This window comes from Xanthomonas campestris pv. campestris str. ATCC 33913 (genome assembly GCF_000007145.1).
Classification (GTDB): domain Bacteria; phylum Pseudomonadota; class Gammaproteobacteria; order Xanthomonadales; family Xanthomonadaceae; genus Xanthomonas; species Xanthomonas campestris.
On sequence record NC_003902.1, the window covers coordinates 396,118 to 422,955 of the forward strand.

Annotated in this window: 28 protein-coding genes and 4 other RNA genes; 9 read left to right on the plus strand and 23 right to left on the minus strand. The window is 61.4% G+C overall.

Annotated features, from left to right (window positions below; translation table 11 throughout):
• Nucleotides 1-20 precede the first annotated feature (20 nt).
• A complete protein-coding gene (locus tag XCC_RS01670) occupies nucleotides 21-521 on the plus strand; it encodes a hypothetical protein (protein ID WP_011035578.1) in 501 nt (166 codons plus the stop codon).
• The gene (locus XCC_RS01675; RefSeq protein WP_019237165.1) at nucleotides 518-2,629 is read left to right on the plus strand and encodes a methyl-accepting chemotaxis protein; all 2,112 of its coding nucleotides are present in this window, start codon (nucleotides 518-520) and stop codon (nucleotides 2,627-2,629) included. The genes XCC_RS01670 and XCC_RS01675 overlap by 4 nt, the downstream gene beginning before the upstream one ends.
• 19 nt (nucleotides 2,630-2,648) lie before the next feature.
• On the opposite strand, the gene XCC_RS22320 is transcribed toward XCC_RS01675, so the two are convergent.
• The 16 genes from XCC_RS22320 to XCC_RS01755 form a co-directional block, all read right to left on the minus strand.
• Nucleotides 2,649-2,837: a methyltransferase family protein gene (locus XCC_RS22320; protein ID WP_230309655.1), complete on the minus strand. Its 189-nt coding sequence runs from the start codon at nucleotides 2,835-2,837 to the stop codon at nucleotides 2,649-2,651.
• A gap of 356 nt (nucleotides 2,838-3,193) precedes the next feature.
• A complete protein-coding gene (locus XCC_RS01685; protein ID WP_011035581.1) occupies nucleotides 3,194-3,571 on the minus strand; it encodes a YfeK family protein in 378 nt (125 codons plus the stop codon).
• 234 nt (nucleotides 3,572-3,805) lie between these two features.
• Nucleotides 3,806-4,192 (minus strand): glyoxalase/bleomycin resistance/dioxygenase family protein, encoded by a 387-nt coding sequence (locus XCC_RS01690; RefSeq protein ID WP_011035582.1) that lies wholly within the window; start codon nucleotides 4,190-4,192, stop codon nucleotides 3,806-3,808.
• Nucleotides 4,193-4,261: 69 nt separating this feature from the next.
• Nucleotides 4,262-4,336: non-coding RNA, sX9 sRNA (locus XCC_RS01695), on the minus strand.
• 153 nt (nucleotides 4,337-4,489) lie between these two features.
• Nucleotides 4,490-5,281 carry a hypothetical protein gene (locus tag XCC_RS01700; protein WP_011035583.1) on the minus strand — a complete coding sequence of 264 codons (792 nt, stop codon included), beginning with the start codon at nucleotides 5,279-5,281 and terminating at the stop codon, nucleotides 4,490-4,492.
• A 65-nt stretch (nucleotides 5,282-5,346) separates the two neighbouring features.
• Nucleotides 5,347-5,805: a GNAT family N-acetyltransferase gene (locus XCC_RS01705; protein ID WP_011035584.1), complete on the minus strand. Its 459-nt coding sequence runs from the start codon at nucleotides 5,803-5,805 to the stop codon at nucleotides 5,347-5,349.
• Nucleotides 5,806-6,023: 218 nt separating this feature from the next.
• Nucleotides 6,024-6,425 (minus strand): hypothetical protein, encoded by a 402-nt coding sequence (locus XCC_RS01710; protein ID WP_011035585.1) that lies wholly within the window; start codon nucleotides 6,423-6,425, stop codon nucleotides 6,024-6,026.
• A 137-nt stretch (nucleotides 6,426-6,562) separates the two neighbouring features.
• The gene (locus XCC_RS01715) at nucleotides 6,563-7,018 is read right to left on the minus strand and encodes a hypothetical protein (RefSeq protein WP_011035586.1); all 456 of its coding nucleotides are present in this window, start codon (nucleotides 7,016-7,018) and stop codon (nucleotides 6,563-6,565) included.
• Nucleotides 7,019-7,020: 2 nt separating this feature from the next.
• On the minus strand, nucleotides 7,021-7,728 hold the full coding sequence (locus XCC_RS01720; protein ID WP_019237166.1) for a S1 family peptidase: 708 nt from the start codon (nucleotides 7,726-7,728) through the stop codon (nucleotides 7,021-7,023).
• Between the two features lie 471 nt (nucleotides 7,729-8,199).
• Nucleotides 8,200-8,562, minus strand: a complete 363-nt coding sequence (locus XCC_RS01725; protein WP_138922018.1) for a hypothetical protein — start codon at nucleotides 8,560-8,562, stop codon at nucleotides 8,200-8,202.
• A gap of 426 nt (nucleotides 8,563-8,988) precedes the next feature.
• Nucleotides 8,989-9,237: a hypothetical protein gene (locus XCC_RS01730; protein ID WP_011035590.1), complete on the minus strand. Its 249-nt coding sequence runs from the start codon at nucleotides 9,235-9,237 to the stop codon at nucleotides 8,989-8,991.
• A gap of 48 nt (nucleotides 9,238-9,285) precedes the next feature.
• On the minus strand, nucleotides 9,286-9,840 hold the full coding sequence (locus XCC_RS01735) for a hypothetical protein (RefSeq protein ID WP_139115400.1): 555 nt from the start codon (nucleotides 9,838-9,840) through the stop codon (nucleotides 9,286-9,288).
• 76 nt (nucleotides 9,841-9,916) lie between these two features.
• The gene (locus tag XCC_RS01740; protein ID WP_011035591.1) at nucleotides 9,917-10,357 is read right to left on the minus strand and encodes a DUF2846 domain-containing protein; all 441 of its coding nucleotides are present in this window, start codon (nucleotides 10,355-10,357) and stop codon (nucleotides 9,917-9,919) included.
• Between the two features lie 100 nt (nucleotides 10,358-10,457).
• A complete protein-coding gene (locus tag XCC_RS01745; protein WP_019237173.1) occupies nucleotides 10,458-10,946 on the minus strand; it encodes a hypothetical protein in 489 nt (162 codons plus the stop codon).
• Between the two features lie 81 nt (nucleotides 10,947-11,027).
• Nucleotides 11,028-11,354 (minus strand): hypothetical protein, encoded by a 327-nt coding sequence (locus XCC_RS01750; protein WP_019237172.1) that lies wholly within the window; start codon nucleotides 11,352-11,354, stop codon nucleotides 11,028-11,030.
• Nucleotides 11,355-11,763: 409 nt separating this feature from the next.
• On the minus strand, nucleotides 11,764-12,237 hold the full coding sequence (locus tag XCC_RS01755) for a hypothetical protein (RefSeq protein ID WP_138922020.1): 474 nt from the start codon (nucleotides 12,235-12,237) through the stop codon (nucleotides 11,764-11,766).
• Nucleotides 12,238-13,490: 1,253 nt separating this feature from the next.
• Between XCC_RS01755 and XCC_RS01760 the strand changes: the two genes are divergently transcribed.
• Complete coding sequence (locus tag XCC_RS01760; RefSeq protein WP_075287590.1) at nucleotides 13,491-13,712, plus strand: SymE family type I addiction module toxin; 222 nt, start codon at nucleotides 13,491-13,493, stop codon at nucleotides 13,710-13,712.
• A gap of 119 nt (nucleotides 13,713-13,831) precedes the next feature.
• Here XCC_RS01760 and XCC_RS01765 read toward each other — a convergent pair whose 3' ends face one another.
• From XCC_RS01765 to XCC_RS01775, 3 genes are all read right to left on the minus strand, one after another.
• Complete coding sequence (locus tag XCC_RS01765) at nucleotides 13,832-14,665, minus strand: hypothetical protein (RefSeq protein WP_011035595.1); 834 nt, start codon at nucleotides 14,663-14,665, stop codon at nucleotides 13,832-13,834.
• 927 nt (nucleotides 14,666-15,592) lie between these two features.
• The gene (locus XCC_RS01770; RefSeq protein WP_019237168.1) at nucleotides 15,593-15,880 is read right to left on the minus strand and encodes a hypothetical protein; all 288 of its coding nucleotides are present in this window, start codon (nucleotides 15,878-15,880) and stop codon (nucleotides 15,593-15,595) included.
• 760 nt (nucleotides 15,881-16,640) lie between these two features.
• A complete protein-coding gene (locus tag XCC_RS01775) occupies nucleotides 16,641-16,889 on the minus strand; it encodes a hypothetical protein (RefSeq protein WP_011035590.1) in 249 nt (82 codons plus the stop codon).
• 229 nt (nucleotides 16,890-17,118) lie between these two features.
• Between XCC_RS01775 and XCC_RS01780 the strand changes: the two genes are divergently transcribed.
• Both XCC_RS01780 and XCC_RS01785 read left to right on the plus strand, forming a co-directional pair.
• On the plus strand, nucleotides 17,119-18,102 hold the full coding sequence (locus XCC_RS01780; protein ID WP_011035598.1) for an integron integrase: 984 nt from the start codon (nucleotides 17,119-17,121) through the stop codon (nucleotides 18,100-18,102).
• Between the two features lie 74 nt (nucleotides 18,103-18,176).
• Nucleotides 18,177-18,248, plus strand: a non-coding RNA gene (locus XCC_RS01785) — sX9 sRNA.
• A 121-nt stretch (nucleotides 18,249-18,369) separates the two neighbouring features.
• On the opposite strand, the gene ilvD is transcribed toward XCC_RS01785, so the two are convergent.
• On the minus strand, nucleotides 18,370-20,208 hold the full coding sequence (ilvD, locus tag XCC_RS01790) for a dihydroxy-acid dehydratase (protein WP_011035599.1): 1,839 nt from the start codon (nucleotides 20,206-20,208) through the stop codon (nucleotides 18,370-18,372).
• 260 nt (nucleotides 20,209-20,468) lie between these two features.
• A non-coding RNA gene (locus XCC_RS01795) (sX9 sRNA) lies at nucleotides 20,469-20,543 on the minus strand.
• A gap of 76 nt (nucleotides 20,544-20,619) precedes the next feature.
• Between XCC_RS01795 and XCC_RS01800 the strand changes: the two genes are divergently transcribed.
• Nucleotides 20,620-20,886 carry a YkgJ family cysteine cluster protein gene (locus tag XCC_RS01800; protein ID WP_011035600.1) on the plus strand — a complete coding sequence of 89 codons (267 nt, stop codon included), beginning with the start codon at nucleotides 20,620-20,622 and terminating at the stop codon, nucleotides 20,884-20,886.
• Nucleotides 20,887-21,290: 404 nt separating this feature from the next.
• Here XCC_RS01800 and XCC_RS01810 read toward each other — a convergent pair whose 3' ends face one another.
• Complete coding sequence (locus XCC_RS01810; protein WP_011035601.1) at nucleotides 21,291-22,187, minus strand: DUF2167 domain-containing protein; 897 nt, start codon at nucleotides 22,185-22,187, stop codon at nucleotides 21,291-21,293.
• A gap of 81 nt (nucleotides 22,188-22,268) precedes the next feature.
• The gene (locus XCC_RS01815) at nucleotides 22,269-22,814 is read right to left on the minus strand and encodes a gamma carbonic anhydrase family protein (RefSeq protein WP_019237180.1); all 546 of its coding nucleotides are present in this window, start codon (nucleotides 22,812-22,814) and stop codon (nucleotides 22,269-22,271) included.
• Between the two features lie 351 nt (nucleotides 22,815-23,165).
• Here XCC_RS01815 and XCC_RS01820 point away from each other — a divergent pair.
• From XCC_RS01820 to XCC_RS01830, 3 genes are all read left to right on the plus strand, one after another.
• Nucleotides 23,166-23,242: non-coding RNA, sX9 sRNA (locus XCC_RS01820), on the plus strand.
• 459 nt (nucleotides 23,243-23,701) lie between these two features.
• Nucleotides 23,702-25,012: an MFS transporter gene (locus XCC_RS01825; RefSeq protein ID WP_011035603.1), complete on the plus strand. Its 1,311-nt coding sequence runs from the start codon at nucleotides 23,702-23,704 to the stop codon at nucleotides 25,010-25,012.
• Nucleotides 25,013-25,160: 148 nt separating this feature from the next.
• Nucleotides 25,161-26,402, plus strand: coding sequence for an HD-GYP domain-containing protein (locus XCC_RS01830; protein WP_011035604.1), 1,242 nt, complete (start codon nucleotides 25,161-25,163; stop codon nucleotides 26,400-26,402).
• Nucleotides 26,403-26,838: the final 436 nt, after the last annotated feature.

The window sequence follows — 26,838 nt, forward strand, 5'->3', positions numbered from 1 at the left end:
GCCCGTCGGATTCAGCGCACATGTCCTTAGTCGGTTCCTCCTCACCCGCCGCCCGGCGTACCGCCGGCGTCGCCTTGCTGGCGCTGTGGTGCGGTTGGATCGCCGTTGCCTGGACCACGCCGCAGGCTGCTGCTGCCGGCGACGCCGCCAGCGCCTGGGCGCGCGTGCAGGCCAGCCTGCCGGCGCTGTCGACCGCACCAATGCTGGTCGGCGTCGTGGGTGCCTGCACCTGCGACGGCGCCGCCGATGCACGTGCCTGGGCGTTATTGAGCCAGGCGGTTCGCGCGCGCGGCGGGCGCGTCCAGCAGATCGATGTGCCGGCCCTGCATGGCAGCGGCTATGCGGTGTGGCTGCTCGGCGCCGATGGCCAGCCGCGCTATGCGGGCCCCGCGCAGGGCAGCGCGGTATGCGGGCGTGCCGGTGCGGCAGAGTGGCCGCGTTGGCTACCGCAGGTCCTGGCACGCCCGGCGGATGTCGCGCTGGTGGCACCGTGCGCCTGTGCTGCGGGGGTGTCGGCATGAGCAGCACCGCAACGCACGCACCCACCGCGCAGCTGGCCTCGGGCTACGCCAACCGGCTGGCGATCAAGGCCGACCGTCTCTTTCTCTGGCTCGCCACCTTACAGAGCGCTGGCTCGCTGGCGCTGGCCTGGTATCAGGGGCAGTGGACGCCCTTCCTGGCGGTCACGCTGCCCAGCCTGCTGCTGATGCTGTGGCAGGCGCGCTTCAATCCCGGCACGCGGCTGACCAGTGTGACCACCGCGCTGGTGCTGATGGCCTTGGTGGCTGCCACCATCCAGCAGGCACACGGGCTGGTGGAAATGCACTTCGGCGTCTTCGTGATCCTGGCGCTGCTGTTGTATTACCGCGACTGGCTGCCGGTGGTGGTAGCCGCCGCTGCGATTGCCGTGCACCACCTCGCGTTTTACTGGCTGCAGGCGCGTGGTCTGCCGGTGCAGGCCTTCAGTGCCGGCAGCGGGTTCGGCATCGTCGTGCTGCACGCCGGCTACGTGATTGTGGAAACCGCCTTCGTCTGCGTCATGGCCGTGCAACTGCGACGCCAGCTGGACGCGCTGGACCACGAAGCAGAGGCGCTGGCGCAGCTTGCCGACACGCTGGCCAAGGGCGACGCCTTGCCGCCTGCCATCATGCAGCAGCACTTTCGTGCCGGTTCGCTGGCGCAGGCGCTGGTGCGCATGAGCGCGCAGGTGCAGGAACGCATCACCACGCAACAGCAGCTGCTGCAGGAAAACCGCCGGATTCGCCTGGCACTGGATGCCTCGGCCATGGCTGTGGCCATTGTCGACACGCAGGGCGATGCGATCTACCGCAATCACTCCTTCGCACAATTGAGCGCGCGCAGCGATGCACACACCGTGCAGCAGGCGCTTGCCGAGGCCGCACAGCGGCGTGCTGTCGAAAGTGGCGCAGGTGCGCGCGCGCTGGGCGCACTGCAGCTGCAGGAGAGCGTCACGCCCGTGCACGATCACGACGGCACGCCACTGGGCGTGGTGGTGGAATGGCAGGACCGCACCCAGTCCTTGTTGCTCGAAGCGCAACTGACCACCGTGATTGCGCAAGCCACCCGCGGCGAGCTCGGCGCGCGGCTGCATGGGCATGCGCACGACAGCACCTTGGGCCAGCTGGCCGAAGGCATCAATCGCTTTCTCGCGGTTACCGAAGACAGCTTGCAGGACATGCGGCGCATGCTGGCGGCACTGGCGCACGGCGACCTGTCGCAACGCATCGATCGCCCCTGCGAGGGCGTGTTCGACCACATGAAGCGCGATGCCAATGCCACGGCCGATGCGCTTGCCCGCATCATCGTGCAGATCCGCAGTTCCAGCGGCGCCATCAATGCGGCCACCGGCCACATCCTGCACGGCAACGACGCACTGGAGCAGCAGGTGCGGCGCCAATCGATCACGCTGGGCGAGGCGGCGCAACAGATGCAGGCCGTGCTTGGCACCATGCAGCAGCACAGTGCGCAGGCAGCCGATGCCGATGTGCTGGCTGCCGCCGCATCGGAAGCGGCACGTGCAGGCGGCGACACCATGGGCAAGGCGATGGGCACCATGCAACAGATGGAAGCCGCCTCGCGGCGTATCCAGGACATCATCGCCGTCATCGATGGGTTGGCCTTCCAGACCAACATCCTGGCGCTCAACGCTGCCGTGGAAGCGGCGCGTGCAGGCGACGAAGGTCGTGGCTTTGCGGTGGTGGCCAGCGAAGTACGCGCGCTGGCACTACGCTCCTCCACCGCCGCCAGCCAGATCAAGGCGTTGATCGGCGAGTCGGTGGCGCACGTTGAAGCAGGTGTGCAGCAAGTACGCAGCGCTGGTGCCGGCATGCAGCACATCGTGACCACCATTGGCCAGGTGAGCAGCACGCTGAGCACGATTGCGGTCGCCTCCGAGCAAGAGGCCGGCAGCATCGCGCAGGTGCATCAGACCTTGAGTCGCGTGGATATCGACATGCGCGACGGCGTGCTACGCATGCAGGAGGCCAGCACCGCCGCGCGTGCCATGGGCGACCATGCCGCACAGCTGGAAGATGCAGTGAGCCTTTTTGTGGAAGACGCAGCGCCCACAGCGCAGAGTGCTGCAAGACAGGCACGCCATGCCGCGTGAGCAACGCTGTGGTGGTCTATCACCAACGCGGCGTCACCCGGCAATACGCGGCGTAGGCGGGGCCAAACTGCGCCGCCAATGCGCGCTCCTCCGGCAGGACCTGGAGCCGCGTGATTGCCAGCACGTAGGCACCCACCAGAACCAGGGCGGCGTCCTGCTGCAGCGACACGATCCAGCCGCCCAGCAGCAGCGCATGGCCGAGATACATCGGGTTGCGGGTGTAGCGATGCAGGCCGTGGTTACCAGCTGTGTTGCACGCTGCGGCGCGAGCGGGTTGATCGTGGTCCCGGCGCTGGCAAATGTCAGCTTTGGAAGCACATTCAACGCGATGCCCCCGAGCACACAGGTGCCGGCCATCAACATCCGGCCCGGCAGCGGGAGCGCGATGCCCGGTAACAGCGCTGCCGTGCCGGCGGCGATCACGCCCAGCAGCACTAGCAGCACAGGCGGTGGAACGCGTGTTTCTAGCCGTTGCAGCATCCAGACGCTCTACCGTGCTCAGTGCCGCAGGGAAGCCGGCGGTGACATGCCTGCAATCTTGCGCGTCATCGCTCGGCCGAGGTATCAACTGCCGGAGGCCGGCGTGCCCTTGCGTAATGCGCGCAGCTTGCCGGTGAACCAGGATTGGCTCGGTACCGCCGCTGCCCCGCCACATCGCACCTCGTACGGCTTGCCCGACATGCTGCTCTTGGTCGCAGCAAGTTCGATAAAGGATTCGGTGCTGGTGACCAGGCCCTTCTTCTGCAGGTAGTCGTACTTGCGTTGCAAATGCTCGCTGGCCTTGGGCGCCGAATACCACGACCCGTTGCGCGAGAACTCGCAGTTGGAGTTCTTCAACGCTGCGAACAGTTGGTTGATCTCCCGTGTCGTGGCAGGAGCTACGCCCTGCGCAAACGCCGATCCCGACACCAGCAAGCAGATGAGCCACACTTTATTCTTCATCGTGAATCCATTCGCCAAGCGTTGTTTCGGAAGATGCGAAGCATAGGCCAGATCAGCAGTGCCAGTATCGCTTTGCAGCCGCTGCCGTGCAGCGGGATCTGGCGCGTGGACGGCTGAATGATTGCGTGCGCCCAGAGCCACGGCGTCGCATGGGCGAAGGCTCACAACACCCTGCAGCACTGCGCCTCGGCGCGACCGAAGCTTCGCCGCTCTGATGCGCCGCTCGACCGTTCTCTAGGCAGCGCGTTCGCGCAGCTGGGAGACATTGCCTTCCGGGTCAACGGCATTACAGGCAACGAAGCCAGGGCCGCGCCACTGCGCTGGCAGAATTTCGCCGCCAAGCGCAGCTGCAAGCTCGACGAGCTGCGCGATGCTCGGGACGGTGAAAAAGAACTTGAGCGCGGTGTTCTCACGCCGGTTGGGCGGATCGGCGATGGTGATGGAGGCGGCGATTGCCTCAGGTACGGCATGGATGACAAGTTGCAGCGCGGCTGCGTTCAGCACAACCAATTCCTTGCTGGAATGGATCGCCTGCATACCCAGCACGCGCTGGTAAAAAGCCGCCACACGCTCAAGATCCTTGGCATAGATAAACAGGCCGGAGCTGGCAGCTTGTGACATGGCATGACCTCGGGTCTGGTTGGCAGCGCCTAGTCTGCCCCAACAATGCTCCAGGCAAGAACTAAGAGCGGCTAACAAAACGTAGCGAGCAGCCGTCAGGTGGGTGCGGACGGCGCGGAGGAACCGCAGTGTACGGGGGTACATGCGGATTCCGAGCGCCGGCCGCGCCCGCCTGACGGCTGCGCAGCAGTTTTGACAGCTGCTCTGATTACCAGGCAAAGCTACGCAAAATTCAAGCCTCAGCCCGCTAATAGCTTTGCCTACCGCGACAGCAGAGACGCCGTAAGCAGATGCGGCTCAGGGATCGGCTGGCGTATATCGCAGCAGATCGCTGCCGACAAAGTAGTTGCCGTAGTACTCGTTCTTTCGAAGGCCGGGGTGTGCTGCAAAGTCGATATAGGGCGCAGCGCAGTGTGGGCAGCGGAACGGATTCATATAGCGATAGGCCGACCCATCCGGTGCCAGCGGAAGCCGTTCTTCCAGTGCATGCAGCTGCTCGGGGTCCGGCTCTGTCAATGCGGCCGGACTGCCGGCAATGTGGTCCTCCACCGTGATGGTGTACCTGCCGGATTCCGAGTAGAAATAGCCCGCGTTGCTGAAGCCGGCGTGGTAGGAACGGATCAGGAAAGAACGTTTGCAGTGGTCGCATTCACAGGAAAGCAGTACGTTGCCGCCGGTGACTAGTCCACTGAAGTGCAGACCCCTGGCAAAAAGCCCCTTGCCTGCAAGTGCGGTACTGCTGACGCTGGCGCCCGGCAGGAAGAACGGCTGAAATCTGATCCCGTCTGCGTGCCCATTCGCAAACGCGTCTGGATCGAGCTGCTCGGTCTGGGAAATGACACAGTCTGCCTGGCACCCCAGGTTGGGATGTACGCGAATGGAGAAGTGGAACCATCCTGTTGCAGCACCAAGTTCATGCCGATGCACACCTCCCGCCGAGTCGGTAAATTCCAGGACGCTATCGGCTTTCAACCATGCGGAAGGCTTGATCTCACACGGGACATCACTCTGGCTAATGCGACACAACTCCCGCCCATCGGCACGAACAATCAGTAATGGAGCGGCTTGCTTCTTGAAGATGGAGAACATGCGTTCCTTGACGGTAATGCTGGAATGACAGATTGGAGCGCTGGCGCGAGCGCAGCAGAACAATTTTAGCTCTTCAAAACGTCAGACGCCGCGCTTGCCCTCGACGTTTTCCTCTTGAAGGCCATACCTACACTGGCAGGCGCAGTCAACGCAAAACCGAACTGCTGGTAGAGCTTATACGCCGCACCATCCGCAATCAGGCTGACATACGCAGACGCAGGTACTTCGCGTTCTATGTAGCTTGCGATCTCACCCATGACAGTCTTGCCCAGACCACGGCCCTGATGTGCTGGCAAAACCGCAATGTCCACCACCTGATAAAAACAGCCGCCATCGCCGATGACGCGCCCCATCGCTACCGGCTCGCCATCGCAAAGCACCTGCACGCTGAACAGCGAGTTGGGCAACCCGCGCTCGGCCGCTTCCAACGCTTTCGGGCTCAAGCCGCTTGCTTGGCGAAGATGACGATACGCTTCGATAGTCGGCGTTTGATGTACGACACGATACAGGGATGATGAGAGCATGACGGGAGTGCTTTAGGGATGGTCTGAATTTGATGGTGTTGTTACCAGTTCTTGGAAAAGGCCAATGACCGTAGCAAGCTCTGGATTATTCAAGGGCGCCATATCACGCGCGGATGCGGTGAGTGGCAAGAGCAAAGGAAGTAGTACGAGAAGTCTCATCAGAGGCCTAACGCCTGAATTAAGCCGACCCGCGAAGCGGGTTCGGCTTGAATGAATTGTTAGGCACTGCCGACACCTACAACAACGCCGATTGCCGGTGTGGTTAGGAACCAGACACCTGGCAGCCAGACGAGCTTGCGTGCCCGAAGCCACAGCGGTTTGAGGTGGGGCGGGATAGTAGACGACGGCTGTGTGATCCAGCTCAGCTCACAAAAATTGTTGTGGTAGCCAGGACCAAGACCAGGAAATTGCGTGAGGTGTTCCCAGGCAGCTCGATCAACGGCCAGAAGATCTTGACGAAAACGGATGTTGAGTAGCGCGCCAGCCCCGCCTGCAAGTGCAAGACTACCCACGGCATAAAGCGTGATTAGCCACTCTCGTGGACCGACCACTCCGAAACGAAGCAAAAGAACCCAAGCTGCCAAAATTCCCCATGCAACAAATAACCATCGAACTTTCATGCGGTGCCTAACGTCGGAGTTGACCGGCGACCGGCGGAGAGGACCGTAGCGAAGCGAAGGACCGCCGTTGGGCGTCCGTGTCGAACGACCTGTTAGACCGCAGGCCCGACCTCAAAGAACCGTACCCCAATATAACTTCACGGCTTCGGTCCGGGCTGGGAAGCACACCAAGCATTCAGGGCCACTTTGCCGACACTGGCGAGGACGAGCGCAATGAGTGGGGCGATGACGGCTGCGGCAACGCTTAGCTGCGGTGCTATTGCCACCGCCATCGCGCTCACTACGTATGTACGGGCAAGACCCTTTTCGCCGAAAAGCCCATCCCTTTCCTTCTTATATTTCTTGTCCCCGCAAAGAAAAGCGCGGATCTCCGAGCGCAAGTTATCCAGGAATGCCCCCTTGTCGCCGACGGGAGCCGACGCAGAGAAGCGGTAGGTGTTTTCAGCAGAGGCTGTAATCCAGGCTTGAGCGATATCCTCGTACGATGAGCCGGCTGACCGCAACTCCTGGATAGCGGAGCGCTGGAACTCTGGAAGCTCACCGACCCATTTGTCCGGGTCGTCTTGCAGCAATGTGTCGATGGTGTCCGTCATAGCTAGTACATCTTAGAAAGGTACTCCGACGATACCGCGTGCGTCGTCTGATGAAGAGTGTGCGGGTCGACTCCCCCCAACGATATGCCGCCGCCGCCCCCGGGGGCATAGGAGCCGACGAGCACCCCTACCAGCCGACCATCAGTCTTTCTGAAGATCGGACTGCCAGACTGCCCAGGGCGTGCCTGAGTATTTAGGACCAGGTGTTTTGCCTTGATGCCGCCGGATGCGATTAGAACTCGCGCCCCAATCTCAGCGTCTTGTTGCGTAAGAACCATTCGGCAGTGATCCGCGTGTGGGAAACCAAAACTGGCGACCTGCGTACCCACCGTTGCGTCATCTGCGCCACCTACCACCACACTCGACGTAGAGATTACATCTGCCTTAAGGACGGCGAGGTCATGAAACGGGTCAAGGGCGTGGATCTGCACAGGAAACGACCTGATGGAGGTGTCTCCGGTGTCTTGATAGTCGTGCAGTGCTGCGAGCGGCTTGAAGGCGAGGACAAGGTTCTGTCCCTCCGTCCCCGCCACGTGCGACGCTGTCGCGAAGAGACCGGGCTTGTCTAAAGCAAATGCAGTGCCCAAAAGCTGAACGCCCCCTGGCCCGTTGCGCCCAAGGGCAAAGACGAGATTCGAAACAGGACTGAAGTCGAACAACTGATGCCTCCAAAGATATGAATGCCACTGCTGAGTGTAAAGAAGGCCCATGCGGAGGGACGATACGGGGATTCTGTACTGCGGTCTAATGCTTGAATTAAGCCGAGTTGCGAAGCAACTTCGGCTTGAATGAGTTGTTAGGCAGTGAGTGGCCGCAAAGGTTGGATGATGCAACCATGCTCCCCAGCACTGCCGCCTGGGCAGAGTGTGCCACAGCTTGCGGGATGGAGCTTGCCCCAGCGAAGCAGTGGCGCGTGACGCCACCGAAGCCAACTGCAACGAGCGCAGCGCGGGAACGACGTACCAAGGCGAAGCACCGACTTACCGCAACCAGCAACGGTGATGACTGCTGTCCGGAGCCAACCGCATGCACACCTGCAAACTCACCGAAGCGGCGACCACCAACGCATTTGCTCCACCACGGCCTAACGCCTGAATTAAGCCGGCCCGCCCGACCAACTGTCCGCTCATTGCCGTAACGATGCGGGCCCGGCTTGAATGAATTGTTAGGCCTCAACCCAGTTACCGATTGGCAGCCGCAGGGATGTAGCCATTTCTTACCCAGGAAGCGCCAAATCCAAAGACGCAGACAAACATGATGATCTTGTCTGCTATCAATGCGATCGGCGGAAGCGACCCTGATAAGAAATAAAAAATTAAGTTAATGATGAAAACGGATCCCATCGCTAGGATGAGCTGCAGCCACGGAATTTTTGGTGCAGCAAACTTCATGCCGATAAGGCATACGCACAGCAATATTGGGAAAGCATAGCGCAGGAGACTACTGTCGCCATTGATCGCTCTATACCCCAGATAGACCATAGTGGCCGCAATAAGCAACGTAGCAATTCTGATTCTAATCGGTGAGAACCTTGGATCATTCATGATCTTCCCCTTTGAGGCCTAACGCCTGAGTTAAGCCGAGTTGCGAAGCAACTTCGGCTTGAATGAGTTGTTAGGCAGTGAGTGGCCGCAAAGGTTGGATGGTGCAACCATGCTCCCCAGCACTGCCGCCTGGACCAAGTGTGCCACAGCTTGCGGGAGGGAGCTTGCCCAGCGATGCAGCGGCGCGTGATGCCACCGAAGCCAACTGTACCGAGCGCAGCGCGATAACGACGTGCTAAGGCGAAGCGCCGAACTTACCGCAACCAGCAGCGGTGATGACTGCTGTCCGGAGCCAACCGCATGCATGCCTGCGAACTCACCGAAGCGGCGACCACCAACGCATTTGCTCCACCACGGCCTAACGCCTGAATTAAGCCGAGTTGCGAAGCAACTTCGGCTTGAATGATTTGTTAGGCGGCTGATCCATTAATGGACGCCGCTGGGCGGACCAATGAGGGAGTCAATTCCCTCATCCCGAATAGTGCGCAACGCCTCGTCGAGTGCGGCCTGGTCCGTTGCGAATAGGTCATCCCAGACGGTGGAGTTGTTGAACTCATCAACAGCCTCAAGGGTCCAGTCGGTGTCGAGCCCGCGATAGATCTCTAGGCGAACAGTGCGGCCATCGGTCGTGACGGAGCGGCATAGGGGCGAGGTAACAAGCTGATAGTTGTCCATGAAAAGTCTCAGTTGCGATTGTCTCTGTTCATCTGCCTAACGCCTGAATTAAGCCGACCCGCGAGGCGGGTTCGGCTTGAATGAATTGTTAGGCGCGCCCCCAGAAGTTCCAGAAACTGCGCAAAGCTGCAGGATCTCATCTAGACCCTCCATTAGCCATTCTGGGTGAGGTAATGCCGTGGGTCCACCGTAGCGTAGAAAATGACGTTTGTGCTGATCGCTGAGGTTGGTAATCAATGCCCGAGTTTGGTTGCTGATTGTGACGAGGCCGGAAAGCATTTCTGCAAGCTTTGCAAGGTTGTGCCTAGTATCAACCGCTTTAAGTTCCTGCGAAGTAACGTCGCGTTTGAGCAAAGCAGCCTTTAGAAGAAGCTCAATCACATGCGAAGCCAGGTAATAGACTGGAAGACAGGCCATTTTTGCGGGTAGGCCATTTTTGTCTTTGTCCATATCTGCGAGAAGCACGTTGATGCAGTGTCGAAAGGCTCCAGCGTGACCAAGGTACATAGCTCCGAGGAGATGAGTATCTTCCATAGCACCTAACGCTTGAATTAAGCCGAGTTGCGCAGTGGAGGCAACAACATGGCAAGCTTTATTTGCCATGTTGTTGCTGTAACGAAGCAAGTTCGGCTTGAATGAATTGTTAGGCGGTAATCAGTATGTATCAGCCTTCTATTTTCTATTTAGCGAGGCCAGACGCTAAAACACCTTTTCTCCCCTCTTCTTCGGAAACCAGCTCGACATTTGCCCCGCCCACGAAAACACCCATTTTGATGTATTGGCGGATGAAGTAGTTCATTCCTGATTGAACCGTGAACTTGAAATCATTATCGCTAAACTCGGACTCCGTTGACACTGTGTGCTCGCCAGGGTCGACCTGATTGTAGAAGTAGGTTTTGTTAGCGCTTTCCCCAAGCCGCTTGCCATCCATGTAGATGTCTTTTTTGAGCGCTTGACCCATAAAACTATTCCTGTACATGTAAACGCCAGCCTTTCCCGCAGGCGGTGGTGCGAAAGTCTTTAGCTCTGCATCTTGAGATGCAGGCGCCATAGGAACCGAAGCGCAACCGGAAGCCAGCAGAATGGCCGCCAACACCGCAACAAATTTTCCCCTCAACATGTGTATTCCTCTGTTTGTAATGGATCGAGATGAAGCTGGAACTGCCGCCTAACGGCTGAATTAAGCCGACTGGCGAAGCCAGTTCAGCTTGAATGAATTGTTAGGCATCAGGCTCCGATGCCCGTACGGCCACCACATCAAACCGCCACCGGTGATCCGGCGCCGGAGCTAGTGAATCACCCGCAAAGTACAAATACTCGTTGAAGTCCCGGGCTTGGCCAGGAGGAACCTTTATGTAGAGCGTTTCCCGCGTTTCCGCGACGACCACGCAGGGTGACGCGGCGGGCGGTTGTGGACACTCACTTACAGCGATCTCGAAATCGACTTGCGAAAGGGTGTGCTGCGGGGACGTATTTGTCACCCGACCTCTGAAACGGTAGCTACCGTACTCAGAAAGAATCTTCGTGTTGGTCACTCTAACTTGAGCGGCAGTGATCCGTGAATTGGCGAGACGCTCCTGATGTTGGTCATACAGGTAGTAGCCTCCGCCACCCACTGCGGCTAGCAATAGCAGCACACCGGAAAACTTGCGGAAGCTCGCCGACACAATTAGCAGGATGAGGACAACGATTGCAAAAAGCCACGCCATGAACTTTCCCCCTGATGCCTAACGCCTGAATTAAGCCGACCCGCGAAGCAGGTTCGGCTTGAATGAATTGTTAGGCCTAGCCTATCGGAAGGTCTCAGCCTTGAGTTGTTGCGATGACGGGTCCGACCTTTTGCGAGCAAGCTCATTCTTGAGTGGGACTAGCACAGAATCGGGAAAGACTGCGCCTGGCATGTTTGAATCATCAATCCAGGCGCTGGCGAAGGCGGCCTTGTCTTCTCGGAAGTACGGTGCAATAGCGCCGATCTTCTTGTTCGCGATCTCGGCAGAGAGTACCGCAATTGCCGCGTTGCGTTGGAGCTGATGCACCTCAGTCTCAAGACGAAGCACACGGTAACTGAGGAAAAGGCAGGCGACCGCAAGGACGGTAAGAAGGACTTTGGATGCCATAACCTCTCCAGCTAGGCCTAACGCTTGAATTGAGCCGAGTTGCGAAGCAACTTCTGCTTGAATGAGTTGTTAGGCAGTGAGTGGCCGCGAAGGTTGGATGGTGCAACCATGCTCCCCAGCACTGCCTCCTGGACCGAGTGTGCCACAGCTTGCGGGATGGAGCTTGCCCAGCGATGCAGCGGCGCGTGATGCCGCCGAAGCCAACTGCAACGAGCGCAGCGCGGGAACGGCGTACCAAGGCGAAGCACCGAACTTACCGCAACCCGCAACGGTGATGACTGCTGTCCGGAGCCAACCGCATGCCCGCCTGCGAAATCACCGAAGCGGCAACCACCAACGCATTTGCTCCACCGCTGCCTAACACCAGAGTTAAGCCGCGCCGCGAAGCGGCGTCGGCTTGGACGAATTGTTAGGCGCTAGGCCCGTTATCTACAAGCTTGACCGCCGCTAGCACAGATTGGCCATGCCTCGCGATGACGATGACCGCAGCGAGGCTGAAAAGCGAAAAGACTAGTGCAACCCAAAGCGACATGTGCCACAGAAGTGCGCTGAAGCTAACGAAGAGTGTAATCAGCCCAGCGATAGCTAGCCCGGTAGCTACCCCAATGCTTCCCACTTTCCGAAAGTGAGCATAGGAGTCTGGCCCATACAGCAAGTATGGCTGTACGTACTGCCAGACAACTATCCAGATCGGGATGCCCAGAGCAGCTGCAGCAAACGAGACATGCAGTGCAACGGAGGTCAGCTTGACCTGAAGAAGAACCAGGACAATCGCGGCGGAGAAGCTGCCACCGCCAATGGCCGCACTCCGCATCTGACCTAAGTAGCTTTCTGAAATGCGGCGCGTGACAGGCGCTAGCGTCGTTTCGAAGTTCGTACTCACCGCACACTTTCCTCCTAGCGCCTAACGCTTGAATTAAGCCGAGTTGCGAAGCAACTTCGGCTTGAATGAGTTGTTAGGCAGTGAGTGGCCGCGAAGTTGGGATGGTGCAACCATGCTCCCCAGGACTGCCGCCTGGGAAGAGTGTGCCACAGCTTGCGGGATGGAGCTTTCCCAGCGATGCAGCGGCGCGTGATGCCACCGAAGCCAAGTGCACCGAGCGCAGCGCGGGAACGACGTGCCAAGGCGAAGCACCGAACTTACCGCAACCAGCAACCGTGATGACTGCTGTCCGGAGCCAACCGCATGCATGGCCTGCGAACTCACCGAAGCGGTAACCACCAACGCATTTGCTCCACCACGGCCTAACGACGAAATTAAGCCGAACCGGGTAGCGGTTTCGGCTTGAATGAATTGTTAGGCCCCAAGCCGACGCAGCCTGCCCCACGACTGTCGGAGCCCCACAAGGTGCACCAGACCAATGGCGAGACAGATCGCCGAGCTCACGACCCAGAACGTGAGGCTGTTGCCAGGGAAGTAGGTCATGACCGGGACGAACGCCACACCGCGAAGGATATAAACACCTGTGACCGCTGTAAGGACTGTTCGACGTAGCGGAAACGGCCGGAATACGCCCGCGGCCGAGAGTGCGTACGCACCCCAGGTGGCCAAGACGGTGGCGATCGCGAGCGTGACCACTGTGGGGTACCAGCCGCCTTCAGCGTGAAGTTGCGCCATCTGCTCTCCGGCGCCCAAGAGGCGGAAGAGCGGCGCGCCCACTACCAAGCACGCAAGATGTGTCAGTGCTGCAACGCCACTCAGTGCGCCGCCGACGATGAGGAGCTTGTTAGTTGGGCCTTCCACGCGATCTCCCTTGCGGCCTAACGTCTGAATTAAGCCGCGCCGCGAAGCGGCGTCGGCTTGAATGAACTGTTAGGCAGATGCGCTCGCAACCCCGACGCCTCTGCCGAAGAGCTAGCATGCCACAGCTGAGCGGACTTGGAGCTTGCCCTCAGCTTGACCCAAGCCATTGGCGGCGCTAGATTTGCTGCAGGTGCTGAACACACCTTCGTAGGCGGAAGCCACTCCCGTTAGCCAAGTGGCTTTTTTGTGCCCCGCCTTTTTCTATGGCCGGGTGGCGCGCAGCTATGCAATACCCGAAAGGGGAAAACTGCGGGCGGCCCTACGACCGTGTTCAAGCACCCGGCCGCCTCTCTGAACAGGAGGCGAAATAGAACGAATCGTAGGAGTACACCGTGACTGCCAAGAAGACCCCGTCACCGAAGCCTCGCTATCTTACGATTGGCTACCAGGTTTACGAAAGCCGACACAAAGATCGGGAATGCCGCTACCGACCACGACAAGTGCCGTTCCTAAGGTTGAGTGGCGATTGGCTATCCGCAGCTGGCTTCGCGGTTGGTCAGAAAGCGCGAATACAAGTGACCGACCAAGGCATTGTGATCTTGCCTGAAGGCTGAGCTAGATAAGCTGCGGGCAAAGACTGTACATGCCCGCGGCATTTTGCTTTTTGATGCCTAACGCCTGAACTAAGCCGCGCCGTGAAGCGGCGTCGGCTTGAATGAATTGTTACGCCATTCTACGAGAGCAAGTCAGCAGCCTCGTAGCCGGCCTTGGTGATCTGGAACATCTCGCGCTTGTGGTTCAAGGCGTTGATGTAACCCGCATTCTCGAGCTCGTCGAGCGCGGATGTCCAGATAGCGCGCGAGCGGTCACTGCCTTCTTCAATTACGTTCTTCCCATTGACCTGAATAGCGCGACCGCCGATGTATGAAAGGTTCATGATGTGACCACTCAAATCTGATGCGCATTCTTTAAGCAGATATGAAGCCTCTTTTGATAGGCGCACTAAGTTGGTGGCAGGTTCAATGTCCGCAGTGAAGTTCCCGGCATCGCTCTGGAAGTGCGCATCATTGTTTAGCTTGAGCTGGAGCTGCCGGTAAAGCTTTGTCCGAAATTCTTGGAGGTCTGCATATGACTCGTACAGGCCGCGGGTTTGGCAAGACCGCTTGAACTCTTGGAGGCTTGCGTACTGCTCTGGCTCGATGCTCTCTGGAACAACTGGGGCTGATGAAAAGTAGAGCATTGTTGGCCTGCCGGCTTTGATGTGCTCCTCAATCTCTTCCACGCTCCCGCTAGCGTAGTCGCCGGTTGGAGTGCCGATTCGCGTCCAGAAAACTCCTATAAGCAAGTCGCAGTTATTAAGAACCTGCTTGTTGATTATCGCTTGAGGCCTGTCACCCATTTCAGGAACGGCGTGCGTCTCCCAACCAGCAGGCAGGAGCACGCGATGAGACCTTCTTGAATTGACAATATTCCATTCGGCTAGAAGCTCTCTGACGATGGCTCGTTCGGTTGAGACGTCGCCTGGAGAAGCAATCATCACTTCATAAACTGTCGCTGCATGACTCATTGGAACTCCGAAAGATCATGGCCTAACGCTTGAATTAAGCCGAGTTGCGAAGCAACTTCGGCTTGAATGAGTTGTTAGGCAGTGAGTGGCCGCAAAGGTTGGATGGTGCAACCATGCTCCCAGCACTGCCGCCTGGATCAAGTTTGCCACAGCTTGCGAGATGGAGCTTGCCCAGCGATGCAGCGGCGCGTGATGCCACCGAAGCCAACTGTACCGAGCGCAGCGCGGGAACGACGTGCCAAGGCGAAGCACCGAACTTACCGCAACCAGCAACCGTGATGACTGCTGTCCGGAGCCAACCGCATGCATGGCCTGCGAACTCACCGAAGCGGCGACCACCAACGCATTTGCTCCATCACGGCCTAACGCCTGAATTAAGCCGACCCGCGAAGCGGGTTCGGCTTGAATGAATTGTTAGCGCCCGCGCCGGGCAAGTACACAGGCGTACCGAGCGCGGCAGCGTAATGTGACTGAGATGAGAACGGCCAGTACGCCATGTCGCCGGCGGACCGTAGGCGACGGAAGTAGATGCGTCCTGCTAATCCAAGTGTCAGCAAGTTGCCAATAGTGAGAAGCGCAGACTGGCCGCGGGAGAGAACCGGCCAAAGGTAGGCAAGGCCTGACTTGAGAAAGAGGACGCAGCGAACTGCTGCGTCCCTTTGAGCTTGCGACAGCCTGTCGGCACCGACCAGGCGGTGCTCTCGAAGATCACAGTAGAGCAGCCATAGGAATTGGTTGTAGATCTCTCGGATCGCCGGATCCGCCGACTTTGGCACCCCATCGTCGAACTGGAAATTTGTGATACGAGCGCCAATGAGCCAGCGCGTTGACTCAGCCAAAGTTGCTCGAGCTTGCTGATCAATTGCCATAGGGCGCTAACGCCTGAATTAAGCTGAGTTGCGAAGCAACTTCGGCTTGAATGAATTGTTATACGCCGCGTAGCATCTGAGTGATTGCCTGTGACGCAACGGCAATAGCTGCTAAGACGGCACCTGCTGAGTTCCATCTGACCTGCGCCTCCATAGTCTCTTTCAACTCAGCACCGAAGAGTTCAAGGCCACCAAGGTTTGGCTTTTCGCCAGTCTTCTCGGCACGTTTTCGGCGCTTTTCCAGTGCGGCCTCCCGGGTCACTTTCACGTTGCTAGCATAGAGCCAAGCTCCAGCAGACATGAAGCCTGCAATTACGGAGAGCCACGTGAGTATCGTCACCAGCATGATTGCACCGTATAACGCCAGAATTAAGCCGAGTTGCGAAGCAACTTCGGCTTGAATGAGTTGTTAGGCAGTGAGTGGCCGCGAAGGTTGGATGGTGCAACCCTGCTCCCCAGCACTGCCGCCTTGACCGAGTGTGCCACAGCTTGCGGGATGGAGCTTGCCTCAGCGATGCAGCGGCGCGTGATGCCGCCGAAGCCAATTGCAACGAGCGCAGCGCGGGAACGACGTGCCAAGGCGAAGCACCGAACTTACCGCAACCCGCAACGGTGATGACTGCTGTCCGGAGCCAACCGCATGTACGCCTGCGAACTCACCGAAGCAGCAACCACCAACGCATTTGCTCCACCACGGCCTAACGCCTGAGTTAAGCCGAGTTGCGAAGCAACTTCGGCTTGAATGAGTTGTTAGGCAGAGAGTGGCCGCGAAGGTTGGATGGTGCAACCATGCTCCCCAGCACTGCCGCCGGGAACGAGTGTGCCACAGCTTGCGGGATGGAGCTTGCTCAGCGATGCAGCGGCGCGTGATGCCACCGAAGCCAACTGCAACGAGCGCAGCGCGGGAACGACGTGCCAAGGCGAAGTACCGAACTTACCGCAACCAGCAACGGTGATGACCTCTGTCCGGAGCCAACCGCATGCACGCCCGCGAACTCATCGAAGCGGCGACCACCAACGCATTTGCTCCACCACGGCCTAACGCCTGAATTAAGCCGAGTTGCGAAGCAACTTCGGCTTGAATGATTTGTTAGACGGCTGATCCATTAATGGACGCCGCTGGGCGGACCAATGAGGGAGTCAATTCCCTCATCCCGAATAGTGCGCAACGCCTCGTCGAGTGCGGCCTGGTCCGTTGCGAATAGGTCATCCCAGACGGTGGAGTTGTTGAACTCATCAACAGCCTCAAGGGTCCAGTCGGTGTCGAGCCCGCGATAGATCTCTAGGCGAACAGTGCGGCCATCGGTCGTGACGGAGCGGCATAGGGGCGAGGTAACAAGCTGATAGTTGTCCATGAAAAGTCTCAGTTGCGATTGTCTCTGTTCGTCTGCCTAACTAATATTGGACCGCCTAAAAGCGGTGTTGCGCCAAGTATCGACGAAGGCCGGATGGCTGGGAAGGGGGAATTCCTATTTCGTAATAGTGACTTGTCGGATAGCAGCCGACAATCTTGACGTCAATGCTGGTTGCGTTATCCGACGTTTGAGCCGGCGTATGAGTTACACCCGTGACGATGCAGGCGTAATGACGCGTCTGACCCCCAAGCTGTTGGATCAGGTCCGTGGTCGGCTGCGGCTTCGCCACTACAGCCTGCGCACCGAGCAGGCGTATGTGGGCTGGATCCGACGCTTCATCCTGGCCAACGGTAAACGGCATCCAGCGCAGATGGGGCAGGCAGAGGTCGAGGCGTTTCTCACCGACCTGGCGACGCGGGGCCAGGTGTCGGCCGGCACGCAGAATCAGGCGCTGGCGGCACTGCTGTTCCTGTATCGCGAGATCCTGGGCCTGGAGTTGCCCTGGATGGAGAACCTGGTGCGCGCCAAGCGACCGCGGCGCATTCCAGTGGTGCTCTCGGTCGAGGAGGTGACGCGCCTGCTGACGATGCTGGAGGGGGCGTGTCGGCTGATGGCGGGGCTGCTCTACGGCAGCGGGATGCGGTTGCTGGAATGCCTGCGGTTGCGGATCAAGGATGTGGACATGGTGCGTTGCGAGATCGTGGTGCGCGACGGAAAAGGCGGCAAGGATCGGCGGGTGCCGCTGCCGCGCAGCCTGCGAGGGGAATTAATGCAGCAGCGCGAGCGGGCGCTGCTGCTGCATGCCGCTGATCTCGCCGAGGGAGCAGGACAGGTGTTCCTGCCGCATGCGTTGGCGCGCAAGTATCCCTCGGCCGATGTCGAGCCCGGCTGGCAGTATCTGTTCCCCGGCGCGCGTCGATCGGTGGATCCGCGCAGTGGCCGAGTTGGTCTGCATCACGTATCGGAGGAGATCCGGCAGCGTGCGGTACATGCGGCACGGCGCCGTGCGGGGATCGACAAGCCGGCGACCTGCCACACCCTGCGGCATTCGTTCGCCACGCATCCGCTGGAGGCCGGCCACGATATCCGCACTGTGCAGGAGCTGTTGGGCCACAAGGATGTGGCAACCACGCAGATCTACACGCATGTGCTGGGGCGCGGTGCGTCGGCGGTGCGCAGCCCGCTGGATGGGCTGCATCTCAGCGGCGGGTGACGTTGCCGCCAATAAGAGCAGCGATCAAAACGACTGCGCAGCCGCCAGGCGTGCGCGGCCGGTGCCCGGAGTCGGCATTCCCCCGTACGCGCCGGTTCCGAGCGCTGTCCTCCCACCTGACGGCTGCTCGCTAAGTTTTGTTAGCGGCTCTAAAAAGCCACCCCACGCTGGGTTTGCAGTCACGCGTCGGGACGGAAGTCCCTTCCATCGTCCTATGCCGGGATACGACGAAGACCGCTAAATATCCGCGGTCTTCATCGCAATGCCTCAGCCGTCCAGCATCGCCTTGTCGCGTACCGCGCCCTTGTCCGCACTGGTCGCCAGCAACGCGTACGCCTTCAGCGCGGTGGTGACTTTGCGTGGGCGCACTTCCACCGGCTTCCAGCCCTTGGCGTCCTGCTCGGTGCGGCGTGCGGCCAGTTCTTCGTCGGAGACGAGCAGGTCGATTGAGCGCTTGGGGATATCGATGAGAATCTTGTCGCCGTTGCGCACCAGGCCGATCGCACCGCCCGCGGCGGCTTCCGGCGAGGCGTGGCCGATCGACAGACCCGAGGTGCCGCCGGAGAAGCGGCCGTCGGTGAGTAGTGCGCAGTGTTTGCCCAGGCCCTTGGATTTCAGGTAGCTGGTGGGGTAGAGCATCTCCTGCATGCCGGGGCCGCCCTTGGGGCCTTCGTAGCGGATCACCACCACATCGCCGGCTTTGACTTCGTCGGCGAGGATGCCCTTGACCGCCGAATCCTGGCTCTCGTAGACGCGTGTGTTGCCTTCGAAGACATGGATGGATTCGTCCACGCCGGCGGTCTTCACCACGCAGCCATCGCGCGCGATATTGCCGTACAGCACCGCCAGGCCGCCTTCCTGCGAGAACGCGTGTGCGACATCGCGGATGCAGCCTTCGCTGCGATCGGTATCCAGGGTGTCCCAGCGCGTGGCCTGGCTAAACGCAATCTGCGTGGGAATGCCGGCCGGGCCGGCCTTGTAGAACGTATGCACCTTGTCGTCGTCGACCTGGGTGACATCCCATTGCGCGATGGCGTCGGCCAGCGTGCGTGTGTGCACGGTGGCTGCGTTGGTGTGCAGCAAGCCGCCACGTGCCAGTTCGCCGAGGATGGACATGATGCCGCCGGCACGGTGCACGTCTTCGATGTGGTACTTGGGCGTGTTCGGCGCGACCTTGCACAGCTGCGGCACACGCTTGGACAGGCGGTCGATATCGCGCATGCCGAACGGCACTTCGCCTTCCTGTGCGGCAGCCAGCAAATGCAGGATGGTGTTGGTGGAGCCGCCCATGGCGATGTCCAGCGTCATCGCGTTTTCGAACGCTTCGAAGGTGGCGATGCCGCGCGGCAGTGCGGTGGGGTCTTCGCCGCCATACCAGCGATGGCACAGCTCCACCGCCACGCGCCCGGCGCGCAGGAACAGCTGCTCGCGGTCGGCATGCGTGGCCACCACGGTGCCATTGCCGGGCAATGAAAGACCCAGCGCTTCGGTGAGGCAGTTCATCGAGTTGGCGGTGAACATGCCCGAGCACGAGCCGCACGTGGGGCAGGCGCTGCGTTCGAACTCGGCGACCTTTTCATCGGAGGCGCTGTCGTCGGCGGCGATCACCATCGCGTCGATCAGATCCAGATTATGGTCGGCCAGCTTGGTCTTGCCGGCTTCCATCGGCCCGCCGGAGACGAACACCGTCGGGATGTTGAGGCGCAAGGCGGCCATCAACATGCCGGGGGTGATCTTGTCGCAGTTGGAAATGCACACCAGCGCGTCGGCGCAATGCGCGTTGACCATGTACTCGACCGAGTCGGCGATGATCTCGCGGCTGGGCAGCGAGTACAGCATGCCGTCGTGGCCCATCGCGATACCGTCGTCCACGGCGATGGTGTCGAACTCCTTGGCTACGCCGCCGACACGTTCGATCTCACGTGCCACGAGTTGCCCAAGATCCTTCAGGTGCACATGCCCGGGAACGAACTGCGTGAACGAATTGGCGATGGCAATGATCGGCTTGTGGAAATCGCCATCCTTCATGCCGGTGGCGCGCCAGAGTGCGCGGGCGCCCGCCATGTTGCGGCCGTGGGTGGAGGTCTTTGAGCGGTATTCGGGCATGGCGGGATCGACAACGTGAGCGAGCGATGGCTGGCAATTAGACCGCGCCAGGACTGTTGCTGCTGCAACCGTCGCGGTGCGTTCCGGTGATCTCGCACGGTAGCACGCAGCTGCCGGGTGAACAGACGGCCAAACGTGACTGCCACTGGGGCGATGACATCAAACGTCGAGCACGCCACCCCGCTGCGCCAAACGGTTCATCCATGTGCAGCAATAGCGCAGGCACTCGCAACTGCACGCGAGCGGCCGCGGTTTAGAGTGGCTAACAAAACGTAGCGAGCAGTTGTCAGGTGGGTGCGGACGGCGCGGAGGAACCGGAATGTACGTGGGTACATGAGGATTCCGAGCACCGGCCGCGCCCGCCTGGCGGCTGCGCAGTAGTTTTTTGATAGCTGCTCTTAGACTGTGCGCATGACCTCCACCCTTTCGTGCCGCTCCGGCTGTGCCGCGTGCTGCATTGCCCCGTCCATCAGTTCGCCGATTCCGGGCATGCCGCACGGCAAGCCGGCCGGTGTGCCGTGCGTGCAGCTGGATGCGCAGTGGGGCTGCCGCCTGTTCGGGCAGCCGAGCCGCCCGGCGGTCTGCGCCAGCCTGCGTCCTTCAGTGGAGATGTGCGGCGGCTCGCGGACGCAGGCGCTGGCGATGCTCGCCGCCCTGGAGCGCGCGACACAGCCTTGAATGTCAGGCGCGTCGTGCCATTGCGCACGGCCGACTGGAGCGCCGCGCTGGAACTGCAGGGATCGCTGCGGCTTAGCTGCGCCGCTTTGCGCGTTCCATGTCAATCCGGGCAACGCTGGCAGCGATGTGATCGAGCGGCGCGTGGCTCTGATGGACATGCCAACCTAGGCGCCGCATGCAGCGCGGCGTTGTTGCCGCATGCGTTGCATCCTCGCCGTAGCCGGGTGCGGTGACCAGGCAGCCTTCCTGGGCCTGCACTTGCACAGATGCCAGCCGGTCAGCCTGACCATTGCCGCACAGCGCAGTGCCACCAGCGACTATCGCGCTTCACAGCGCGGCAGGCGGGAAACATCTGCCAAGCCAAAAAGCCGATGGAGAATGGCGAAGCAGCGCCAGCCCCGCGTTCAACCGTTGCCGTTCGCCTTGCGACCGGCGAACACCCGCCTGATGCCGGCGCCCAGCGCCAGCACGCCGAACAACACCAGCTTCCAGCCCTTGGCCAGCAGCAGGCCCAGCTTGGCGAACAGCCCGGCCTTGGCCGCCAGGCCGCCGCCGATCAGGCCGGCCAGGCCATAGCTGGCAATCTTGTCGGTGGAGGGGTTGTGGTCGGCATAGCGCGCGCCCTGGTCGAACTCGGTCATCGGCAACAGCTGCTGCATGCCCTGGCGCACCTGGTCGAGCTGGCCGATGCCGGCGACGGCGTTGAGGCTGAGATAGCCGCTACGGCCCAGCACGCGGATGTCGTAGTTGAGCGTGTGCTGCTGGGCGCCGTCGAAGCGCAGCTCCTTGGCCCAGTAGAGCTTCTTGCTGCTGGCGTCGTAGCGCGGCGGTACCGCCCAGCCGAGCAGGTCGACCGTGCCGTAGCCCTGTTCACGCCGCGCAGCGTTGTCTTCGGCGGTGCCTTTCTGCATGTCGGCCAGCAGTTCGCTGTAGTCGATCTTGGCGGCATCCTCGTCGGACACATAGCCCTCATCGCTATAGGTCACCACCACCGCCCAGCTGTCTGGTGCATCCAGCGCAGGCGTGCGCGGCACGATCATGCCCAGCACGCTGTCGTCGGGCGGGTTGCCCCACAGCTGTTCGAGCACACGGCGCGTGTCGGCCTTGTCCAGATAGCGGAAGGCCGGGTCCAGATCGAAATGCGCCTTGGCCTGCGGCACGGCGATGTGGCCGTCGCGGTACTGCAGCGCAGCCAGCACTTGCGCTTCGTCGACAGCATCGGCCGGGATGGCGAACAGCAGCGGGCTTGCGACAAGCAGGCAAGCGGCCAGCAGGCCGCGCAGGACAACGGTGGTGTGCATGCAGGTCGAATCCATTCGATGGCAGCGTCCCCACGCCGCAGGCCGCCGACTTTGCCACGCGTTCACATGGCAGACAACGGGTCAGCCCGCGCTGGCCGCGCCCAGATACTGGTCCTTGAGCCGCACATAATGCTGCGCCGAATAATGCAGGCTTTCGATCTCCTGGTCGCTGAGGCGGCGCGCCAGCCGGGCCGGATTGCCCAGCCACAATTCCGCTTCGCCAACCACCTTGCCCGGGCCCACCACCGCGCCGGCACCGACAAAGCCGTAGCGTTTGATGGTGGCGTTATCGAGCACGCAGGCGCCCATGCCGATCAGGCACAGGTCTTCGATGGTGCAGGCATGCAGGATGGTGCCGTGGCCCACGGTGACGTCTTCGCCGATCACGGTCGGGTAGCCGCCCTTGTTGAACGGGCTGTGGTGGCTGACGTGGATGATGGTGCCGTCCTGCACGTTGGTGCGCGCGCCGATCTGCACAGAGTTGACGTCGCCACGAATCACCGTGCCCGGCCATACCGACACGTCGTCGCCCAGCTGCACCTTGCCGATGATGGTGCAGGCCGGGTCGACATAGACGCGCGCGCCCAGCTGCGGGGTGTGTTCCAGAAACGGGCGAATCGGGGTCACGGCACTCTCCGGCAAGTTAGCGTGCCGCCAACTGCGGGCACAGGTGGATGATACCTGTGCGGTGTGTGTTGCTGCGGCGGTGCTGCGCGATGGATGCAGATGGCATGGATGCGGGTTTTGGATGCTTGGAAGCGGTGCATCTCGACGCGTATTGGGTGAAGCTGTGTGTATCGCTGCAAGTGAGTCGCGCGTTTGAAGTCATATGCGGTGCTGTTGCTTGGTATGCGGTGTATCCGGCGATCTGACGGGGGACGCAGCGCGTCCGCTAACCACGATGCGTGCATGGTCAGTAACAGCTGACAAAACTAGTGCGCGACCGCCAGGCGGGCGCGTCCGGTTAGCGGAATCGGCATGTGCCGCTCGTACGCTCTGATTCTGGGCACATAGTCCATGACTACCTGACGACTGTTCGCCACGTCTTGTCAGCGGCTCTATTCGCATGGATCGTTTGTCGCGTTGCTATTCGCCAGTATGCGTTGCGCAAGGTCGCGCGACAGTGCGGACAATCACCCCACACGTGCGTCAGAGCGATCTCGAACAGCCAACGCGGTAGCGATGCGGCGACGAACGATGCTGCCGCGCAGGATCCGGTTGCCCGTCGTGCTCCATGCCTTGAGGCGCACCACACAAGCAGACAACACATCCGAACCTGGCGCCGCGCAAGCGAAGCTCATTGGGTCTGCATCCGATAAGCGCACACCACTGCGGGGATCAGCCTTGAACGGCACCCGCAATCGGCCTAGCGTGCAGGCCATTGCGACGTATCCGTTGCGTCTGTCGCAACACACACGGTTTTCGAGGGTGCGTCCGCGCGTTTTCCCATCGCGCAGCGTGGATGCACCTGTGCCACCGCTGCGCCACATCAGCCCCCCTCACAGGACACGCCAATGCTTCAAGGCACGCCAACTTCCGCGCACTTTGTTTTGGAGCGCATGACGCCGTTCCAGTGGAGGGCCGTGGCGGTGTGCGTGCTGCTGACGATGCTCGACGGCTTCGACGTGATGGCGATGGCGTTCACCGCCCCGCACGTGTCGGCCGACTGGCAGCTGTCGGGCAAGCTGCTGGGAGCGCTGTTCAGTGCCGGGCTGGTCGGCATGGCGGTCGGCTCGCTGGTGCTGGCGCCGTGGGCAGACCGCATTGGCCGCCGTGCGCTGATCCTGGTGTGTCTGGCCATCCTGACTGTCGGCATGGGCGCCTCCGCACTGGCAGGCACTGCCTGGCAGCTGGGCGCGCTGCGGGCGTTCACCGGTGTCGGCATCGGCGGCATGCTGGCCTGCGTGGCGGTGACTGCCGCCGAATATTCCACTGCACGCTGGCGCAGCACGGCGACGGTGCTGCAGGCCACCGGTTATCCGGTCGGGGCGACGATTGGGGGCGCGATTGCCGCGCTGCTGTTGCAACATTGGTCCTGGCCATCGGTGTTCTGGCTTGGCGCGTTCGGCGCGTTGCTCTGCGTCCCGCTGGTGCTGGCCTGTTTGCCCGAATCGCTGGAGTTCCTGATCGCCCGCCGGCCGCCCAATGCGCAGGCGCGCTTCAACGCGGTGCTGGCACGCATGGGGATGCCGCCGCATTCGCAGTTGCCGCTGCCGCCTGCGCAGGCGGCCGGGCAGGTGCAGGGGTATGCGGCCCTGTTCGTAGGTGCGCTGCGGCGGCAATCGCTGTTGATCGCGCTGGCATTTTTCTTGTTGATGTTCGCGTTCTACTTCGTGCTCAGCTGGACTCCCAAGCTGCTGGTGACCGCGGGCCTGTCGGCTGGCCAAGGTGTCACCGGTGGGGTGCTGTTGAATCTGGGCGGCATTGTGGGCGGCACGCTGTTCAGTTGGTTGGCCCTGCGTGGTCGCTTGTCGTGGCTCACTGCCGGCGCACTGGTGCTGGTGGCGGTGGGGATGGTCGCATTCGGGTTGAGCAGCACGGTGCTGAGTTGGGCATTTGCCACCGCGTTGCTGACCGGTGCCGCGCTGACGGCAGCGATGGGTGGGCTGTATGCGGTGGCACCGGTGGTGTTCACCGCGGCGGTGCGCTCCACCGGCATGGGCTGGTCGATCGGGATCGGGCGGCTGGGCGCGATTGCCTCGCCGCTGTGCGCCGGGGTGCTGCTGGATGCCGGGTGGTCGCCGGCCATGTTGTATCTGGCATGCGGCGTGCCGTTGTTGTTCGCTGCTGCCGCGGTGGTGGCGATGCGCCTGCCGGAGCGCTGAACCGCTCAGCGGGCATTGCCTATTGCCGGTTGGGGAGGCGGCTGCGGTTGCGCCCGGCCCAAAGAATCCTGCGCGGCTGCCGATAACTCCGCAGACCCGCCACGCCTGTGGTGGGCGCTATGCGGACCACTTGCAGACCAGCGCCGGCATGCTCAGAACCATCGACTCCGACCAACTCCGCCCCGGCATGTATGTCTACAAGCTGCTGGGCGCGTGGGTGCACCATCCGTTCTGGAAGACCTCCTTCCTGGTCGATGCCGACGATGTGGGCAAGATCCACGACAGCCGCATCGAGCAGCTGGTGATCGACACCGCACGTGGGCTGGACGTGGAAGCGGCTGCGCCCGCCGCAGTGGAAGAGCCCGCTCCGCCGGCGCCCACGCCTGCAGCCTCCGAACCACCAGTGGCTGCGCCTGTCGAACGCGCCGCACGCGCCGCTAACGTTGCGCCCAAGGTGGGCATCGAGGCCGAAGTGGTGCGCGCGCGCCGCATCTTCGAAGACGGCCGTAGCGTGGTGGAAGAAATGTTTCGCGACGTGCGGCTGGGCCGCACTGTCGACACCGAGGCGGCGATGCCGCTGGTGGAGGCCATCAACGATTCAGTGCTGCGCCATCCGCAGGCCTTGATCAGCGTGGCGCGGCTCAAGACCGCCGACGACTACACCTACCTGCATTCGATGGCGGTAGCCGGCCTGATGAGCGGGCTGGCGCGCCAGCTCGGCCTGCCCGATGCGCAGGTGGTGGAGGCGGCGATGGGCGGCCTGCTGCACGACATGGGCAAGGCGGTGACGCCGCTGGATATCCTCAACAAGCCCGGCAAGCTCACCGACGAAGAAATGGACGTCATCCGCCGGCATCCGCTGGATGGCCATCGCCTGTTGTTGGCCGGCGGCGTGCAGAACGCGGTGGTGCTGGAAATCGCCATGCATCACCACGAAAAGATGGATGGCAGTGGCTACCCGAAGGGCCAGGTAGGCGAAGAGATCTCGCTGATGTCGCGCATGGGCGCGGTGTGCGATGTCTACGATGCGATCAGCTCTGACCGGCCCTACAAGCGCGGCTGGGACCCGGCCGAATCGCTCAAGCGGATGGCCTCGTGGACCGGTCACTTCGACCCGGTGGTGTTCCAGGCCTTCGTACGGCGGCTGGGCATCTACCCGGTGGGCTCGCTGGTGCGGCTGGAGTCGCAGAAATTGGCGGTGGTGATCGAACAGGCCGCCGAGTCCTTGCTCAAGCCGAAGGTACGGGTGTTCTATTCGGCCAAGCTGCGCAGCCACGTGCTGGTGCAGGACATCGATCTGTCGCGTGCGGAGTGCCAGGACCGCATCGTGCAGATGGAAAGCCCCACTGATTGGGGCTTCCGCGATCTTGAGAAACTCTGGCTGCCGTAAGGCCTCTCGCACGTTTGACGCTGTGCAGGGTGCTGCTAGCGTTCGCGCGGTAATGATCGCCGGACCTTGTGCCGGATCAGCGCTCCGCGCAGCCAGTAGCCGCGTGGCGCTTCATCGCGCCTAGGCGCGCTCCTCCTCCAGGGCTTAATGCGTCACGTGCCCTGTAGCGCGCTCTGCGGCCGTCGCCGGCCGGATGCTGCAGCGGCGCGACGCTGCTGCTGCGCGTCCCAAGAGTCCACCTTGCGCCACCAGCCCGGCACTGCCGGCGGCCCGGCCGCGCTAGCGTCGCAGACCACGATGCGCCTCGTCTTCTCCGCCCAGCGCCATCTCACACCCTCAGCGTTGCCATGACACGGGCTTTGCCTCGTCTGGACGGGCGCTCACCACTACCAGCGGCCGCCAGCTTGGAGCCTAGCGAGCGCGACCATGCTGCGCT

What these genes read in the sequence shown, in the direction of transcription:
- XCC_RS01780 (WP_011035598.1), top strand. Translation starts at nt 17,119, where the DNA reads ATGACGCGTCTGACCCCCAAGCTGTTGGATCAGGTCCGTGGTCGGCTG.
- XCC_RS01750 (WP_019237172.1), bottom strand. Translation starts at nt 11,354, where the DNA reads ATGGCATCCAAAGTCCTTCTTACCGTCCTTGCGGTCGCCTGCCTTTTC.
- XCC_RS01770 (WP_019237168.1), bottom strand. Translation starts at nt 15,880, where the DNA reads ATGCTGGTGACGATACTCACGTGGCTCTCCGTAATTGCAGGCTTCATG.
- ilvD (WP_011035599.1), bottom strand. Translation starts at nt 20,208, where the DNA reads ATGCCCGAATACCGCTCAAAGACCTCCACCCACGGCCGCAACATGGCG.
- XCC_RS01830 (WP_011035604.1), top strand. Translation starts at nt 25,161, where the DNA reads ATGCTCAGAACCATCGACTCCGACCAACTCCGCCCCGGCATGTATGTC.
- XCC_RS01685 (WP_011035581.1), bottom strand. Translation starts at nt 3,571, where the DNA reads ATGAAGAATAAAGTGTGGCTCATCTGCTTGCTGGTGTCGGGATCGGCG.
- XCC_RS01705 (WP_011035584.1), bottom strand. Translation starts at nt 5,805, where the DNA reads ATGCTCTCATCATCCCTGTATCGTGTCGTACATCAAACGCCGACTATC.
- XCC_RS01670 (WP_011035578.1), top strand. Translation starts at nt 21, where the DNA reads ATGTCCTTAGTCGGTTCCTCCTCACCCGCCGCCCGGCGTACCGCCGGC.
- XCC_RS01725 (WP_138922018.1), bottom strand. Translation starts at nt 8,562, where the DNA reads ATGAATGATCCAAGGTTCTCACCGATTAGAATCAGAATTGCTACGTTG.
- XCC_RS01765 (WP_011035595.1), bottom strand. Translation starts at nt 14,665, where the DNA reads ATGAGTCATGCAGCGACAGTTTATGAAGTGATGATTGCTTCTCCAGGC.
- XCC_RS01690 (WP_011035582.1), bottom strand. Translation starts at nt 4,192, where the DNA reads ATGTCACAAGCTGCCAGCTCCGGCCTGTTTATCTATGCCAAGGATCTT.
- XCC_RS01800 (WP_011035600.1), top strand. Translation starts at nt 20,620, where the DNA reads ATGACCTCCACCCTTTCGTGCCGCTCCGGCTGTGCCGCGTGCTGCATT.
- XCC_RS01700 (WP_011035583.1), bottom strand. Translation starts at nt 5,281, where the DNA reads ATGTTCTCCATCTTCAAGAAGCAAGCCGCTCCATTACTGATTGTTCGT.
- XCC_RS01825 (WP_011035603.1), top strand. Translation starts at nt 23,702, where the DNA reads ATGCTTCAAGGCACGCCAACTTCCGCGCACTTTGTTTTGGAGCGCATG.
- XCC_RS22320 (WP_230309655.1), bottom strand. Translation starts at nt 2,837, where the DNA reads ATGTATCTCGGCCATGCGCTGCTGCTGGGCGGCTGGATCGTGTCGCTG.
- XCC_RS01720 (WP_019237166.1), bottom strand. Translation starts at nt 7,728, where the DNA reads ATGGGCCTTCTTTACACTCAGCAGTGGCATTCATATCTTTGGAGGCAT.
- XCC_RS01810 (WP_011035601.1), bottom strand. Translation starts at nt 22,187, where the DNA reads ATGCACACCACCGTTGTCCTGCGCGGCCTGCTGGCCGCTTGCCTGCTT.
- XCC_RS01675 (WP_019237165.1), top strand. Translation starts at nt 518, where the DNA reads ATGAGCAGCACCGCAACGCACGCACCCACCGCGCAGCTGGCCTCGGGC.
- XCC_RS01710 (WP_011035585.1), bottom strand. Translation starts at nt 6,425, where the DNA reads ATGAAAGTTCGATGGTTATTTGTTGCATGGGGAATTTTGGCAGCTTGG.
- XCC_RS01740 (WP_011035591.1), bottom strand. Translation starts at nt 10,357, where the DNA reads ATGTTGAGGGGAAAATTTGTTGCGGTGTTGGCGGCCATTCTGCTGGCT.
- XCC_RS01735 (WP_139115400.1), bottom strand. Translation starts at nt 9,840, where the DNA reads ATGGCAAATAAAGCTTGCCATGTTGTTGCCTCCACTGCGCAACTCGGC.
- XCC_RS01730 (WP_011035590.1), bottom strand. Translation starts at nt 9,237, where the DNA reads ATGGACAACTATCAGCTTGTTACCTCGCCCCTATGCCGCTCCGTCACG.
- XCC_RS01715 (WP_011035586.1), bottom strand. Translation starts at nt 7,018, where the DNA reads ATGACGGACACCATCGACACATTGCTGCAAGACGACCCGGACAAATGG.
- XCC_RS01775 (WP_011035590.1), bottom strand. Translation starts at nt 16,889, where the DNA reads ATGGACAACTATCAGCTTGTTACCTCGCCCCTATGCCGCTCCGTCACG.
- XCC_RS01745 (WP_019237173.1), bottom strand. Translation starts at nt 10,946, where the DNA reads ATGGCGTGGCTTTTTGCAATCGTTGTCCTCATCCTGCTAATTGTGTCG.